The 14,118-nt window shown below is 55.5% G+C and carries 14 protein-coding genes; all 14 read right to left on the reverse strand.

Translation table 11 applies throughout. The features are described 5' to 3' along the window. Window positions 1-64: 64 nt before the first annotated feature. Window positions 65-1,246, reverse strand: a complete 1,182-nt coding sequence (gene bamB, locus WN53_RS00705; protein WP_024484235.1) for an outer membrane protein assembly factor BamB — start codon at window positions 1,244-1,246, stop codon at window positions 65-67. 11 nt (window positions 1,247-1,257) lie between these two features. After that, the gene (locus WN53_RS00710; RefSeq protein WP_024484236.1) at window positions 1,258-1,878 is read right to left on the reverse strand and encodes a YfgM family protein; all 621 of its coding nucleotides are present in this window, start codon (window positions 1,876-1,878) and stop codon (window positions 1,258-1,260) included. Between the two features lie 13 nt (window positions 1,879-1,891). Then, window positions 1,892-3,166, reverse strand: a complete 1,275-nt coding sequence (gene hisS, locus WN53_RS00715; protein WP_024484237.1) for a histidine--tRNA ligase — start codon at window positions 3,164-3,166, stop codon at window positions 1,892-1,894. 121 nt (window positions 3,167-3,287) lie between these two features. Next, window positions 3,288-4,409: a flavodoxin-dependent (E)-4-hydroxy-3-methylbut-2-enyl-diphosphate synthase gene (gene ispG, locus WN53_RS00720; RefSeq protein WP_024484238.1), complete on the reverse strand. Its 1,122-nt coding sequence runs from the start codon at window positions 4,407-4,409 to the stop codon at window positions 3,288-3,290. 47 nt (window positions 4,410-4,456) lie between these two features. Continuing rightward, complete coding sequence (rodZ, locus tag WN53_RS00725) at window positions 4,457-5,437, reverse strand: cytoskeleton protein RodZ (RefSeq protein WP_024484239.1); 981 nt, start codon at window positions 5,435-5,437, stop codon at window positions 4,457-4,459. Further along, the gene (gene pilW, locus WN53_RS00730) at window positions 5,427-6,176 is read right to left on the reverse strand and encodes a type IV pilus biogenesis/stability protein PilW (protein WP_021807187.1); all 750 of its coding nucleotides are present in this window, start codon (window positions 6,174-6,176) and stop codon (window positions 5,427-5,429) included. The genes rodZ and pilW overlap by 11 nt, the downstream gene beginning before the upstream one ends. A 98-nt stretch (window positions 6,177-6,274) precedes the next feature. Further along, window positions 6,275-7,462: a dual-specificity RNA methyltransferase RlmN gene (gene rlmN, locus WN53_RS00735; protein ID WP_024484240.1), complete on the reverse strand. Its 1,188-nt coding sequence runs from the start codon at window positions 7,460-7,462 to the stop codon at window positions 6,275-6,277. Between the two features lie 268 nt (window positions 7,463-7,730). After that, on the reverse strand, window positions 7,731-8,156 hold the full coding sequence (gene ndk / locus WN53_RS00740) for a nucleoside-diphosphate kinase (protein ID WP_004952077.1): 426 nt from the start codon (window positions 8,154-8,156) through the stop codon (window positions 7,731-7,733). A 180-nt stretch (window positions 8,157-8,336) separates the two neighbouring features. Further along, entirely contained in the window at window positions 8,337-9,176 is an 840-nt protein-coding gene (gene sseB / locus WN53_RS00745; protein ID WP_024484241.1) for an enhanced serine sensitivity protein SseB, read from the reverse strand. 269 nt (window positions 9,177-9,445) lie between these two features. After that, window positions 9,446-10,741: an aminopeptidase PepB gene (gene pepB, locus WN53_RS00750; RefSeq protein WP_024484242.1), complete on the reverse strand. Its 1,296-nt coding sequence runs from the start codon at window positions 10,739-10,741 to the stop codon at window positions 9,446-9,448. A 243-nt stretch (window positions 10,742-10,984) separates the two neighbouring features. Continuing rightward, the gene (iscX, locus tag WN53_RS00755; RefSeq protein ID WP_021178855.1) at window positions 10,985-11,185 is read right to left on the reverse strand and encodes a Fe-S cluster assembly protein IscX; all 201 of its coding nucleotides are present in this window, start codon (window positions 11,183-11,185) and stop codon (window positions 10,985-10,987) included. Between the two features lie 9 nt (window positions 11,186-11,194). Then, on the reverse strand, window positions 11,195-11,530 hold the full coding sequence (fdx, locus tag WN53_RS00760; protein WP_021178856.1) for an ISC system 2Fe-2S type ferredoxin: 336 nt from the start codon (window positions 11,528-11,530) through the stop codon (window positions 11,195-11,197). A 2-nt stretch (window positions 11,531-11,532) separates the two neighbouring features. Beyond that, window positions 11,533-13,383 carry a Fe-S protein assembly chaperone HscA gene (hscA, locus tag WN53_RS00765; RefSeq protein ID WP_024484243.1) on the reverse strand — a complete coding sequence of 617 codons (1,851 nt, stop codon included), beginning with the start codon at window positions 13,381-13,383 and terminating at the stop codon, window positions 11,533-11,535. A 156-nt stretch (window positions 13,384-13,539) separates the two neighbouring features. Next, window positions 13,540-14,061, reverse strand: a complete 522-nt coding sequence (gene hscB, locus WN53_RS00770) for a co-chaperone HscB (RefSeq protein ID WP_024484244.1) — start codon at window positions 14,059-14,061, stop codon at window positions 13,540-13,542. Window positions 14,062-14,118 lie beyond the last annotated feature (57 nt).

Below are 14,118 nucleotides of genomic sequence, written 5' to 3' on the forward strand. Positions count from 1 at the left end.
ACCTATCAAACGGCGTGTAGTAAATATCACTAACCGCAATTTGCGATCTACTGAGTAAAAACTGTTAGCGAGTGAAGGCGTAAACCTTGCCGCCACGCGCCTGGATCAGCAGTTTGTCACCGGCCACAATTGGCGCGGACAGGAAGCCGGAGCTATCCACTTTCTGCTGAGCCACAAAACGGCCATCGGTGGTATTGATCCAATGCAGATAACCTTCGGCATCGCCGACGACCAGGTAGCCGTTATACAGCGTTGGTGCAGTCAGGTTACGGTGCAGCAGATCGCTCTGGCGCCACAGGTTAACACCACCTTCGGTATTCATTGCCACTACACGGTCATTCTGATCGACCACATAGATACGGCCTGCGTCGACGATAAAGTCGTTCACCGAGCCCATATCACGTTTCCACATGATTTGGCCGGAGCGCAGATCCAGCGCCGCCATGTTGCCATTGTAACCCAAGGCATAGACCACGTTGTCAATAATCACCGGCGTGGTATCTACGTCATTCAGGCGGTCGATCTCGGTCGCACCGCTTGGCTGGGAAATACGCTGCTGCCAGATCAACTGACCCTGCTGCATCAACACGGCGCTGACGCGACCGTTGTCACCGCCAACTACCGCTGCACCAAAGGCCGTTGCCGGAGCAGACTCACCACGCAGTGACAGTGAAGGGATATCCAGGTTGACCGTCCACTTGATGGCACCATCCGACTCGTTCAGCGCTTGCAGCTGACCGTTGGAGGTATGGATCAGCACCAGCCCCTCGGCGACCACCGGACGGGAAATCGCTTCACCCGCAACCTTGGTTTGCCAGGCGACTTTACCGTCTTCGGTATTCAGCGCATACACCACCGCTTTCTCACTGCCAACGTACACGTTGGAGCCAGACACCGTCAGGCCGCCAGACAGCAGCGCAGGCAGGTTACTGGAGAAGAAGCCGGTTTTCTCTGAGAGATCGGCCTTCCATTTTTCTTTCCCGTCGGCCAGGTCCATCGCTTTCACCGTACCGCGACGATCGGCAGCATAAACCGTGCTGTCCTGATAAGCCGGGCGCAGGTGAGAGTAGTACTCGCCAATGCCATCACCGACCGACGTGCTCCACGCTTTGTTCGGCGTGAACTGATTTTCAACCGTTGGCAGCGGCGACATGGTAACCACGTCTTCTTCGCCACTAAACAGCGAGCAACCACTCAACAAAGTCACGGAAACCAGTCCGACCAAGAGTGTTTTACGCAATTGCATGGGAATTCCCCTTAGCTGGACAAGTTATTCAATTTCATGCGCATCACTGCCGCAAGCGCCTGAGAAGCATTGGATTCGATGCCTTTGCTGTAAGCTTCGCGTGCACCTTTGCTGTCGCCTTTGGCCAACAGCACGTCGCCGCGTACGTCTTGCATCATTGCCATCCAACCTTCGCCTTTCACGCCATCCAGCGTTTTCAGCGCTTCATCCAGCTTTTTCTCTTGCATCTGAATACGAGCCAGACGCAGGTTTACCAACGCCAGCAGGTTTTCATCTTTGGCATGGCCCTGTGCCACCACCAGTTGCTGTTCTGCCTTGGCAAAATCACCTTGTTCTGCAAAGTGTTTAGCCAAATCCAGAGCCGCGAACACGCCGTAGCTGTTGTCGTTCGCCTGGATAAACTTCTCTGCCGTTGCCACATCTTCGGCTTTACCCGATGCCAAGGCAACGTCAACCTGTTGATAAGACTGTGAGGCAGCCATCATGCTGGAGGTCTGGTTGCTCTGCCAATAGCGCCAACCAACCAGGGCACCAATACCGAGCACCACACCCACAACCAAAGCTTTACCGTTTTCGGCAAAAAAGTTGCGCACGGCGTCAAGCTGTTCGTTTTCAGTGGTATAGACTTCCACGGTGTCCTTCTCCTTAACCTAACATCAAAGCCAGACGCGCAGCGACTTCGCTTTGCGCCAGCGTTTCTTGTTCACCACTGCGCAGGTCTTTAACCACCACCTGCTGTGCTGCGACTTCGTTCTCACCCAGGATCAGGGCGATACGCGCGCCCCACTTGTCCGCACGGGTGATCTGCTTTTTAAAGTTGCCGCCGCCATAGTTGGTCATCAATTTAATCTGCGGCGCAGCATCACGAACCTGCTCTGCCAGCAACATGGCCGCACTCTGGGTACCCGCACCGCTCGATATGACGTACACGTCGATGGTGGCCGGTGCCTTGAAGTCCGGATTAACCGCCTGAACCAGCAGTACCAGACGCTCCAGCCCCATGGCAAAACCCACGCCAGGGGTAGCGCGCCCACCCAGTTGCTCAACCAGGCCGTCGTAACGGCCACCGGCACACACGGTGCCCTGAGCGCCCAGGCTGGTGGTGACCCACTCAAACACCGTGCGATTGTAATAATCCAGGCCGCGCACCAGGCGCTCGTTAACGGTATAAGGGATACCGGCCTGAGCTAAAAGTTCACACAACCCGGCAAAGTGGGCTTTGGACTCTTCATCCAGATAGTCGGAAAGACGCGGCGCATCATTAAGCAGGGTTTGCACTTCTGGATTTTTAGAATCCAGCACGCGCAGTGGGTTGCTGTACATGCGGCGTTTGCAGTCTTCGTCGAGTTTTTCCTGATGCTGTTCCAGGAAAGCCACCAGAGCGTCACGATAGTTGGCGCGAGCTTCCAGTGAACCAATGGAGTTCAGTTCCAGATTGACGTGTTCGGCAATACCCAGCGTTTTCCACCAGCGGGCGGTCAGCAGGATCAGCTCGGCGTCAATATCCGGACCTTGCAGGCCAAATACCTCTGCGCCTAACTGATGGAACTGGCGGTAACGGCCTTTTTGCGGACGTTCATAACGGAACATCGGGCCGATATACCACAGACGCTGTTCCTGATTGTACAGCAGACCATGTTCGATACCGGCGCGTACGCAGCCAGCCGTTCCTTCCGGGCGCAGCGTCAGGCTTTCGCCGTTGCGGTCCTCGAAGGTATACATCTCTTTTTCCACGACGTCGGTCACTTCACCGATGGCGCGCTTAAATAACGGGGTCTGCTCTACAATCGGCAACCGGATTTCGCTATAGCCATAGCCGCTCAGCACCTGCTTGAGTGTGCCTTCAATACGCTGCCACAGTGCCGTTTCTTCCGGCAGGTAATCGTTCATGCCGCGAATGGCTTGAATGTTTTTTGCCACGTGAGTTCTCTGTCCGTTTATATAAAATGGATCCGATTATAGGGACTTTGCCACCCGCTATTCAACGCAGATGCGCAATCCAGTCCTCGGATTATCAATCAGCGGGCCAATAGCCGCCGACTTATTCTTCCAGAAGATTGATCGAAATGCGCTTGGACTCGTCCATCATGGCCGCTTTGGCCCGGATCTTCGCTTCCAACTGGTCAATCATCTGTTCGTTATCAAAACGCTCTTTCTGGCGCACGCCATCTTCGTAGAAGCCACTCTTCTTGTGCCCACCGGTTACCCCAATGGTAGACACCAGGGCTTCGCCCGGCCCGTTCACCACGCAACCGATAATGGACACATCCATCGGGGTGATGAGATCTTCCAGGCGTTGTTCCAACGCATTGACGGTGCCAATGACGTCAAACTCCTGACGTGAACAGGTTGGGCAGGCAATGAAGTTGATGCCACGGGCGCGGATGCGCAAGGACTTCAGGATATCAAAACCAACCTTCACTTCTTCAACCGGATCCGCCGCCAGCGAAATGCGCAGCGTATCGCCGATCCCTTCCGACAGCAGCATGCCCAGGCCAATGGCTGATTTCACTGAGCCACTGCGTGCTCCGCCCGCCTCGGTGATGCCAAGATGCAAGGGTTGGTCAATACGGGCAGCCAGCAGCCGGTAGGACTGCACGGCCAGGAACACGTCGGACGCTTTTACGCTCACCTTGAACTGGTCAAAGTTGAGACGGTCCAGAATATCCACGTGACGCATGGCGGATTCCAGCAGCGCTTCCGGCGTAGGTTCGCCGTACTTTTCCTGAATATCTTTTTCCAACGAGCCGCCGTTAACGCCGATGCGGATCGGGATATTTTTGTCACGCGCACAGTCAACCACTGAACGGATACGAGATTCGTTGCCAATGTTGCCCGGGTTGATACGCAGGCAGTCAACGCCGTATTCGGCAACCTGCAACGCAATGCGGTAATCGAAATGGATATCGGCCACCAGCGGTACGTTGACCTGCTGCTTGATCAGCCGAAACGCCTCGGCGGCGTCCATGGTGGGAACGGAAACGCGGACGATATCAACCCCCACGCGCTCCAGAGCCCGGATCTGATTAACCGTCGCTTCGACATCGGTGGTACGGGTGTTGGTCATCGATTGCACGGCAATCGGCGCTCCATCGCCTATAGGCACGTTACCGACGTAAATACGGGTAGATTTGCGACGGTTAATGGGAGCTTGGTTATGCATCAGTTACTCTCCACTGCTGCTCAGACATAACGACAATAGCCGCGCAATTACTGCGCGGCAACGGTCAGACGAGCAACACGGTTTGACTTGACAAACCGGCTTAAATCGACCGGTTTACCCTGGAATTGGACCTGTACCGAAGCCGGTGCGCCAAGGGTCAGTTTAAACGGCGCCTTGCCAGCCAGATTCAGCCGGGAACCGCTTTTCTGGATGCCGCTGACCAAGGATTTCCCCGTCGCGTCAACCACTTGTACCCAGCAGTCGCCGGAGAAATCCATCACCAGCCCGTTGGCATCAGCCTCAGAAGCACTGACTCCAGCGGCACCGGTAGGCAACTGAGCCTGGGCGACTGGCGCAGTCGATGTCGCATCCGGGATAGTAGCCTGGCTTGGTGCTACCACCGCAGGCTGTTGAGCCGCCTGAGGATCAAGCACAACCGGAACCTGTTGAGTCGTAGCAGCGTTATTGGTTGACGGCGCAGGGCTGTTGTCTGGAACAACTGCCGATGCGCCATTATCCGCGTTACCGTCGGTCAATGGCACTGGCTGGCCTTCACCATGCTGAGACAGTTGTGCGGAAGATTGATCCGCCATGGTGGCGATCTCTTCCTGCTGAGCCTTGTGATTCTGCCACCACCAGGCACCGGTCAAACCCACGACCACAAACACAATCAGCCAGGTAAAGCTCATCAGCCAGCCATCACGCTTTTTACGGCGCTTACCCAAAGAGAAGCTCTGCATTTGAGCCACTTTCGCCGCTCTCACCGGTGCCTGTTTTTCCATCATCGGCAACAGTTCATCTTCTGGTAAATGCACCAGCTTGGCATAGGAACGGATATAACCACGCACGAACGTTGAAGCCAGATCGGCAGACATATTGTCGTCTTCAATGTCGCGCACGGTAGACATTTTTAGGCACAGGCGTTCAGCCACGGCCTGTTGACTCAGCCCGAGTTGTTCACGAGCCTGGCGCAGGCGTTGACCTGTTGTCATAGATACGGTTTTATCTTGGGAATCTTCAGTATTCATTAGCTAAGAACTGCTGGTACTGTTTGGATTGTGGAAAACTTCGCGCTAGCTGTTTGCCATAGCGTTGAACGCTATCCTGACGGCCCGCTAACGCGGCGAAACGAATCTGTAGCCATAGACTGTCGGCACTCGCCGGCAGAACATGTTGATAACTGTCCAATAAAAGTTGCGACTGCGCGCGCTTCCCTTCTCCAAATTGCTTTTCTGCTTCCACTAGCAGCGGAGCCCCCTTGTCCGGATCGATCTTCAGCGCTCGCGTTAATAACTTACGAGCTTCATCATTTTGACCGGCCTTGAGGAAACAGTAACCTGCGTTTTCCAGACTGTCGGCAACCTGGCCATATTCTGGCGCCAGTGCCGCAGCGCTAAACTGCTGTTGGGCCGGTACATACTGCCCTAAACTACAGAGAAACGCACCGTAATTATTCAATACGGTACCGTTACCCGGTGCAAGTTTAAGCGCTTGCTGATAACGCTGTTCAGCGGCGGCGTTATCGCCGATCCGCTGGTTGTAGAGTGCCATGCCCAATTGGGTACGATAATCCTGTGGGGCCGCATCAACCGCTTTTTGCAGATTCTGCCTGGCAGCCGGTAGATCGCCCTGGTTCAGATACTCCAGGCCCAGTTGCAACCGGGTCTGGCCTGCCGCCACCGCTGGCCCGTCGTTATCGGGTTGCGAGCTGGAACAGCCCGCCAGCAAACTGGCCGCCAATAATACACCCCACAGTTTCAGCTTCATGCTTGCACTCATTTCCTTATCCGATGTTACCCGATCGCCTGAAGGATTGCTGCTCACATAACAGGCTGTTAGATAACAAAAAAATCATGCTATAGGATTCAGACCGCTCGTACGTTGATAGGTTCCCCGGCCATTTTCTTTTTCAGGGTACGCTTGGTACGATCAATCACCTCTCCCGCCAACTGCCCACAGGCAGCATCGATGTCATCGCCACGGGTTTTACGAACAATAGTCGTAAAGCCGTATTCCATCAACACCTTGGAGAAACGGTCGACGCGGCTGTTGGAGCTGCGGCCATAAGGTGCCCCAGGGAACGGGTTCCATGGGATCAGGTTGATCTTGCACGGCGTATCTTTCAGCACTTCCGCCAGTTGGTGCGCATCGTCGGTGCTGTCGTTGATGTGATCCAGCATCACGTACTCAACGGTGACCCGCCCTTGGTTGGCATTGGATTTTTCCAGATAACGGCGTACCGCCGCCAGGAAGGTTTCAATATTATACTTGCGGTTGATCGGCACGATCTCGTCGCGGATCTTGTCGTTAGGCGCATGCAGCGAAATGGCCAGGGCCACATCGATCATATCGCCCAATTTGTCCAAAGCGGGTACGACACCGGAGGTAGACAAGGTAACGCGGCGCTTGGACAGACCAAAACCAAAGTCATCCAGCATGATTTCCATCGCTGGCACCACGTTGGTCAGGTTAAGCAACGGCTCACCCATGCCCATCATCACCACGTTGGTGATAGGACGTTGGCCGGTGACCTTGATGGCACCCAGGATTTTAGCAGCACGCCAAACCTGGCCGATGATTTCCGAGACGCGCAGGTTGCGGTTAAAGCCCTGCTGAGCCGTGGAACAGAATTTGCACTCCAGTGCGCAGCCTACCTGTGAAGACACGCACAGGGTGGCGCGATCGCCATCTGGGATATAGACGGTTTCGACCTGTTGATCGCCCACCTTGATGGCCCACTTGATGGTGCCATCGGCCGAACGCTGCTCTTCTGCAACTTCCGGCGCACGGATTTCCGCCACGCGCTGTAATTTATTGCGCAGCACCTTGTTGATGTCGGTCATCTGCTCAAAATCGTCGCAGCAATAGTGATACATCCACTTCATCACCTGATCGGCGCGGAAAGGTTTTTCACCCATGTTGGCGAAGAATTCGCGCAATTGCTGACGGTTCAAATCCAGCAGGTTGATTTTGGCGGTAGCCGGTTGTTCCGTTTGCACGGTCAGGGAATTATTTTCAGACAAGGTATGCTCGGGCGCGATGGGTTCTAACATAATGATCTCTTAGCCTCGTTATTACACGTTATGGCTTGAAGGAGTGTGTAGGGGCGCTGCATGCTGCGCCCATGTTCTCTGCGGCGAAGCGATTCGCCCCATTAGTTTGGCAAAACTAACGGAAAAAGCACGCCCCAGGCAAGATAGCTTCCCTGGGGCGCGGCATTGTACAAATTTTAGTAGCGGGTTTCTACGTCTGAACGGCTTTCACGGCATTTTTATTGTATCTGCCGGTAAATAGCCTATTTCAGCAGAAAAACGCCCGCAATTAGCGTGGGCAGATTTCGCTTTCGTTAAAGAAATAAGCGATTTCACGCTGGGCAGATTCTACTGCGTCTGAGCCGTGAACGGCGTTGGCAGTGAAGCTGTCTGCATAGTCAGCACGCAGGGTGCCGGCCAATGCGTTGTCCGGGTTGGTTGCGCCCATGATGTCACGGTTACGCTGTACGGCGTTTTCGGCTTCCAGAACCTGTACCACGATCGGGCCAGAGGTCATGAACTCCACCAGACCGTCGAAGAAAGGACGACCTTTGTGCTCAGCGTAGAAGCCTTCGGCCTGTTCGCGAGTCAGACGCAACATTTTAGATGCGATGATTTTGAAACCCGCGCGCTCGAAACGAGCATAGATAGCGCCGATGTCATTGTTAGCTACAGCGTTTGGTTTAATGATGGAAAAGGTACGTTCTACGGTCATGATGGCCTCTATTATGTCTTCCAAAACAGGCCGGGCGATAAGGTGAGGTGCCGGCCTTTCAAGTGGCGCAGATTATATGTGCGCTGTTAACGCTTGCCTACGGGAAAATCAACATTTCATTAAAAAAAAATTATCTTAATCCTCGATAGTCAGCGACAAATTGGATCCTGACCTATCGGCTTACTGGGTTTTATCGGTCGATGGGATCATATTTCGCAGCCAACTGCCCCAGCGACGCTGATAGAAGGCCTGGGTATGGGTGATCAGATAATGGCTCACGCCCCGCGCATTCTCTTCTACCAGGCAAAAATCAACTGGCTCATCGTTCGGCGCAGTTTCGCTAGCCACCATACCGGCTTCGCTGATCAACGCTTCAATCTCTGCCGGGTCGCCATCCACTTCCAGACCCACCAGCAGGTTCGGCTTCTCATCTACGGCGCGATCGTGCATCAACGCCAGGAAAGCGCGGCGTACCGGTTTCCGCTGACTGAACAAGGTCGTCAGCGCATCCACCATCGCCGCCGGATACTCTTCAGGCTGCCCCAGCAGCAACTGGGTTTCGGTATCGATATAGCGCTCTGCCGGTTTCACTACGCCACCGGTAGCCAACAGCATGGCGATCTCGGCTGGCAGGAATTCCTTGCCATGGGTGCCTTTCGGGTTCAGGAACAGTTCGGCACCTTGGGTGATTTCAAACAGCACGCGAGCGGGCATGGCGATAAAGGGTTGCTCATCCTCCACCGCGTTTTGCAGCGCCTCCAACGAGGTGAAGAAAGGCACCACGCTGCTGCCATCCTGCTTTTCCCAGTGCTGAATGTTCACCGGCGTCTCGGCATTCAGCGTAATTTCACCGTCGTGCGGCACCTGCTCGCTGTCACCCAGAATGTAGACCGTTGAATCCAGCAGTTCGCGGAAAAACGCCGGGCGGTGCGCCGGTTCCGAGGCCGCCAGCCTCAGCAGGCGCTCAAGCTCGTTTTCGCCCGCAACGGCGTCATCATCATGATGGTGGTGGGAACTCATTGCCGACTCCTTCAATGTATCAGGGGCCCAGCATGCTGGGCCCCTACGGAAAATTTGGGATAATCGAGGTGAGAAGTTTTCCTGCTTCAGTGATCTTCCCCTCACCCTAACCCTCTCCCACAGGGAGAGGGGACTGAACGTGCCACCACTTTATTACGGTACACGTCCTCAACATTCATCCTGTTACAGATTAACGTCTACACCTGCCCACGACACCGAACGGCTCCCTCTCCCTGTGGGAGAGGGTTGGGGTGAGGGGCCAATACAGGTTACTTGGCTTTGCTCAGTAACAGGTTGGCCAGCGTACGCACGCCCAAACCCGTTGCGCCTGCTGACCACTGATCCACGGCACCTTTACGGTAGGTGGCAGAACAGTCGATATGCAGCCAGCCCTTTTGGTAATTCTGCACAAAGTGTGACAGGAAAGCCGCTGCGGTGCTGGCGCCAGCGGTGTAAGCCGGGCCCGCAACGTTGTTCAGTTCAGCAAAGTTTGACGGCAACTGGCTGCGGTGGAACTCCGCCAGCGGCAGACGCCAGAACGGCTCGTGCTCTTCATCCGCACTGGCCAACAGCTCTTGCGCCAGCGCATCGTCAAAGCTGAACAGCGCGTGGTAATCATTTCCTACCGCCGTTTTAGCTGCGCCGGTCAAGGTCGCACAGTCAATGATCAACTCCGGGTTTTGCGCGCTGGCATCGATCAGGCCATCGGCCAACACCAGACGCCCTTCCGCATCGGTATTCATCACTTCAACGGTTTTGCCATTACGATAGCGGATAATGTCGCCCAGTTTAAAGGCGTTACCGCTGACCATATTGTCCGCACAGCACAGATACAGTTTGACGCGCTGCTGCAAGCCGCGTGCCACCGCTAATGCCAATGCACCAGTGATAGTGGCCGCGCCGCCCATATCGGACTTCATCGAGTCCATAAACGCGCTCTGCTTGAGGCTGTAGCCGCCGCTGTCGAAGGTGATCCCTTTACCTACCAGACAGGCAAATACCGGTGCTTCTGGGTTGCCCGTCGGGTTAAAGTCCAGCGCCAACAGCACCGGAGAACGATCGGAACCCCGGCCAACGGTATGGATACCGGCGTAGTTCTGCTCGCGCAGGTCTTCACCTTTGGTGATTCGATAGCTGACGGCATCGCACCCAACAGCACACATCAGATCAACCGCGCGGGTTGCCAGTTGCTCTGGCCCCAGCTCTTCCGCTGGCATATTGATGGTGTCACGCACCCAATCGACAATCTTCAGGCGCTGTTGCAGCTCTTGGCTTTCCGCTTCCGGCAGCTCAGCCCATTCAACGCTACGCTGCCCTTTCGGCCCGCGATAGCCCTGCCAAAACGCCCAGCTGTTTTCCAGGTCCCAGCCTTCCCCGGCCAGTTTCACTTTCTTGATGCCCTGGCCATCAATCCTGCGTGCCGCGCGCTGGATCAGGCCCAGTTTGCCGGAATTGCTCAGATGGATGGTGATGCCTTGGTCATTGGTGCTCAGCAGCGCCTTTTCACCCCAGCGCGCATCGGCGGGTTGCTGGGATAGCGTGATCTGCATGATTTCGGTTGTCATAGCCTTACTCCGGATTCCCCCCTTCATTCTTCACTCTATCAAGCGAAATTCATTGGGGATTTTTATTGTATACCCTATGGATTTCAAGTTGCAGCTAGGCGACAAGCTATCTCATCCCCAGGAGCTTACTTTTGGGTAAGTGACTGGGGTGAGATAGCGCAGGTAACAACGCTGCGGCTTGAAAGACGACGGGTATGTCGGATACAAAATAAACGGGCTGCCTTTGGCAGCCCATTTCGCTATTTACTCTGCTTCATCTAACCAGACCAGCAGGATCGCTTCCAGTATTTTTTCATTGGAAGCCTGCGGTTCGTCGTCAAATTCTTCCAGATCGCAAATCCACTGGTGCATATCGGTGAAACGCACGGTTTTCGGATCGGTATCTGGATAGGCATCGTACAGGGCTTCGCCGATTTCGCGGCTGTCTGTCCACTTCAGTCCCATTAGTAGCTCCTAGTGCTCGCGTGCGTGGTTGACGGTATAACGCGGCATTTCGACCACCAGATCGTCTTCGGTGACCCGGGCCTGGCAGCTCAAGCGGCTTTCCGGCTCCAGTCCCCAGGCTTTGTCCAGCATGTCGTCTTCCAGCTCGCTGCTTTCGGCCAGGGAATCAAACCCTTCACGCACGATGCAGTGGCAGGTGGTACAGGCGCAGGATTTCTCACACGCATGTTCAATTTCAATACCGTTACGCAGTGCGACATCGAGGATAGTTTCCCCAACTTCCGCTTCCAGTACTGCCCCCTCCGGGCATAGATCTTGATGGGGCAGGAAAACAATTTTCGGCATGGTTAAACCTCATCCACAGAATGGCCAGCCAGCGCACGGCGAATGGAGGCATCCATGCGGCGCGCGGCAAAATCTTGGGTTGTTGCATCGACTATTTTTATTGCGGCCTCGATCGCAGCAGGATCGGAGCCTTGTATCACTTGCTGGAGCTCGGCTACCGCGTTGTTGATAGCCAGGCTTTCTTCGTCACTCAGCAGAGCGGCATCGCTGGCCAGTGCACCTTGCAGGCTTTCCAGCACGCGGGAAGCTTCTACCCGTTGCTCCGCCAGCTTGCGAGCACCGACATCGCTTTGCGCATTGGCCATCGAGTCCTTCAACATGCCGGCAATTTCGGCATCGGACAGGCCATACGATGGCTTGACCTGAATGGAGGCTTCGACGCCGGTGGATTTCTCCATCGCCGTCACGCTCAGCAGGCCGTCTGCATCCACCTGGAAGGTCACACGAATATGTGCCCCACCGGCAGGTAGCGGCGGCAAGCCACGCAGCGTAAAGCGCGCCAGCGAACGGCAATCTTGCACCAGTTCACGCTCGCCTTGCAGCACGTGGATCATCATCGCGCTCTGACCGTCTTTAAAGGTAGTGAACTCCTGCGCACGCGCCACCGGAATGGTAGTGTTACGCGGGATCACCTTCTCAACCAGGCCACCCATGGTTTCCAGGCCAAGCGACAGCGGGATCACGTCCAGCAACAGCATTTCGCTATCCGGCTTGTTACCTACCAGGATATCCGCCTGGATAGCAGCACCGATCGCCACCACCTTGTCCGGATCGATCGACGTCAGCGGCGTACGGCCAAAGAACTCGCCCACCTGTTCGCGTACCAAAGGCACACGGGTTGAGCCACCAACCATCACCACTTCCAGCACCTCATCGGCACTGACGGCGGCATCTTTCAGCGCGCGGCGGCAAGCCATCAGGGTACGTTTCACCAGCGAGGCAATCAGCGTTTCGAACTGTTCGCGGGTCACTTCACCCTGCCAACCAGCAATATCTACCGTGGTGCTCTGCGCATCGCTCAGGGCGATTTTGACCGCAATCGCGGCATCCAGCAATTGGCGTTGCACACCATGATCGCTACGATCGCTAATGCCGGCCTGTTCACGCAGCCAGTCCGCCAGCAGATGATCGAAGTCATCGCCACCCAATGCGGAATCACCGCCGGTAGCCAGCACTTCAAACACGCCACGGCTGAGGCGCAAAATGGAAATATCAAAGGTACCGCCACCCAGATCGTAAACAGCGATCACCCCTTCCTGACCTGAGTCCAACCCGTAGGCAATAGCCGCAGCGGTCGGTTCGTTCAACAGGCGCAGCACTTGCAGGCCAGCCAGACGCGCAGCGTCTTTGGTGCCTTGGCGTTGAGCGTCGTCGAAGTAAGCAGGAACGGTGATCACCACCCCATCAAGTTCACCTTCCAGCGCCGCTTTAGCGCGGGTAGCCAGTGCCTTGAGGATATCGGCAGATACGCCAACCGGGTTAACCAGGCCTGCGGCGGTCACGATCATTGGCAGGCCGTTATCGCTGGCCTGGAACTGATACGGCAGGTTTGGATAGCGTTGTTGCACGTCCGCCAAAGAGCGGCCCATCATGCGTTTGACAGAGCTGACCGTATTGACCGGATCTTGTGCCGCCTGTGCACGAGCGCTCCAGCCAACCTGATGTTCGGTGGCCTGATAATGCACCACGGAAGGGAGCAGATAGCGCCCTTCAAGGTCGGCCAGCGTCTCGGCCTGGCCGCTACGCACCGTAGCCACCAGCGAGTTGGTGGTCCCCAGATCAATACCGGCAGCCAGGCGGCGCTGATGCGGCGCAGCCGTGAGGCCAGGCTCACTAATTTGTAATAAGGCCATATACAAAGCTTCCACAATCAAGAATGTTTCCCCGTCGTCTTTCAAGTTGCAGCGTTGTTACCTGCACTATCTCACCCCAGTCACTTACAAAAACGTAAGCTCCTGGGGATGAGATAGTTTGCCGCCTAGCTGCAACTCGAAATCCATAGGGGAGTTTTAATCAAAACCCAGCAATTTTTCTTCGAGTTGTTCAATCTGTTGCTGGAGTTTGTCCAAAAAGCGTAGCTTGCGCACGGTATCGGCAGCCTGTGACCACTGCTGCTCGTCAAGCTCCTGCACCATCTGCGCGCTACGCTGTTTGAAGGTTTTGTTCAGGCGCGTGGCGAAGGCAGCCAGTGCGTTTTGCGCATCCGGCGAGCGTTCAATGGCATCAAGCTCTTCACGCAGCTCCAACTGTTCCATCAGGAACGCGGTGTCGCGCAGGGTATGTTGCTCGTTGCCCAAATCAAAGCCGTGCAAAGATAGCATATACTCGGCACGTTTTAACGGGTGCTTCAGCGACTGATAGGCTTCATTGATGGTCGCCGCCTGCTGCAACGCCATCAGGCGTTCACGCTCCGGTTGGAGGGCATGGCGATCGGGGTGAAATTGGCGCTGCAAATCTTGATAGCGTGAGGTAAGCAAGCTGCCGTCTACGCTATAGCGGACCGGCAACCCGAATAAAGTAAAGTAATCCATAGCGTGCTCGGGGCGTTATCGTGATGATTGAGGTTCCCCCGTGGGTCACGGGGGAGC

The organism is Serratia fonticola (genome assembly GCF_001006005.1).
Taxonomy (GTDB): Bacteria; Pseudomonadota; Gammaproteobacteria; order Enterobacterales; family Enterobacteriaceae; genus Chania; species Chania fonticola.

What these genes read in the sequence shown, in the direction of transcription:
- bamB (WP_024484235.1), bottom strand. Translation starts at nt 1,246, where the DNA reads ATGCAATTGCGTAAAACACTCTTGGTCGGACTGGTTTCCGTGACTTTG.
- ispG (WP_024484238.1), bottom strand. Translation starts at nt 4,409, where the DNA reads ATGCATAACCAAGCTCCCATTAACCGTCGCAAATCTACCCGTATTTAC.
- rodZ (WP_024484239.1), bottom strand. Translation starts at nt 5,437, where the DNA reads ATGAATACTGAAGATTCCCAAGATAAAACCGTATCTATGACAACAGGT.
- pilW (WP_021807187.1), bottom strand. Translation starts at nt 6,176, where the DNA reads ATGAAGCTGAAACTGTGGGGTGTATTATTGGCGGCCAGTTTGCTGGCG.
- rlmN (WP_024484240.1), bottom strand. Translation starts at nt 7,462, where the DNA reads ATGTTAGAACCCATCGCGCCCGAGCATACCTTGTCTGAAAATAATTCC.
- ndk (WP_004952077.1), bottom strand. Translation starts at nt 8,156, where the DNA reads ATGACCGTAGAACGTACCTTTTCCATCATTAAACCAAACGCTGTAGCT.
- sseB (WP_024484241.1), bottom strand. Translation starts at nt 9,176, where the DNA reads ATGAGTTCCCACCACCATCATGATGATGACGCCGTTGCGGGCGAAAAC.
- pepB (WP_024484242.1), bottom strand. Translation starts at nt 10,741, where the DNA reads ATGACAACCGAAATCATGCAGATCACGCTATCCCAGCAACCCGCCGAT.
- iscX (WP_021178855.1), bottom strand. Translation starts at nt 11,185, where the DNA reads ATGGGACTGAAGTGGACAGACAGCCGCGAAATCGGCGAAGCCCTGTAC.
- fdx (WP_021178856.1), bottom strand. Translation starts at nt 11,530, where the DNA reads ATGCCGAAAATTGTTTTCCTGCCCCATCAAGATCTATGCCCGGAGGGG.
- hscA (WP_024484243.1), bottom strand. Translation starts at nt 13,383, where the DNA reads ATGGCCTTATTACAAATTAGTGAGCCTGGCCTCACGGCTGCGCCGCAT.
- hscB (WP_024484244.1), bottom strand. Translation starts at nt 14,061, where the DNA reads ATGGATTACTTTACTTTATTCGGGTTGCCGGTCCGCTATAGCGTAGAC.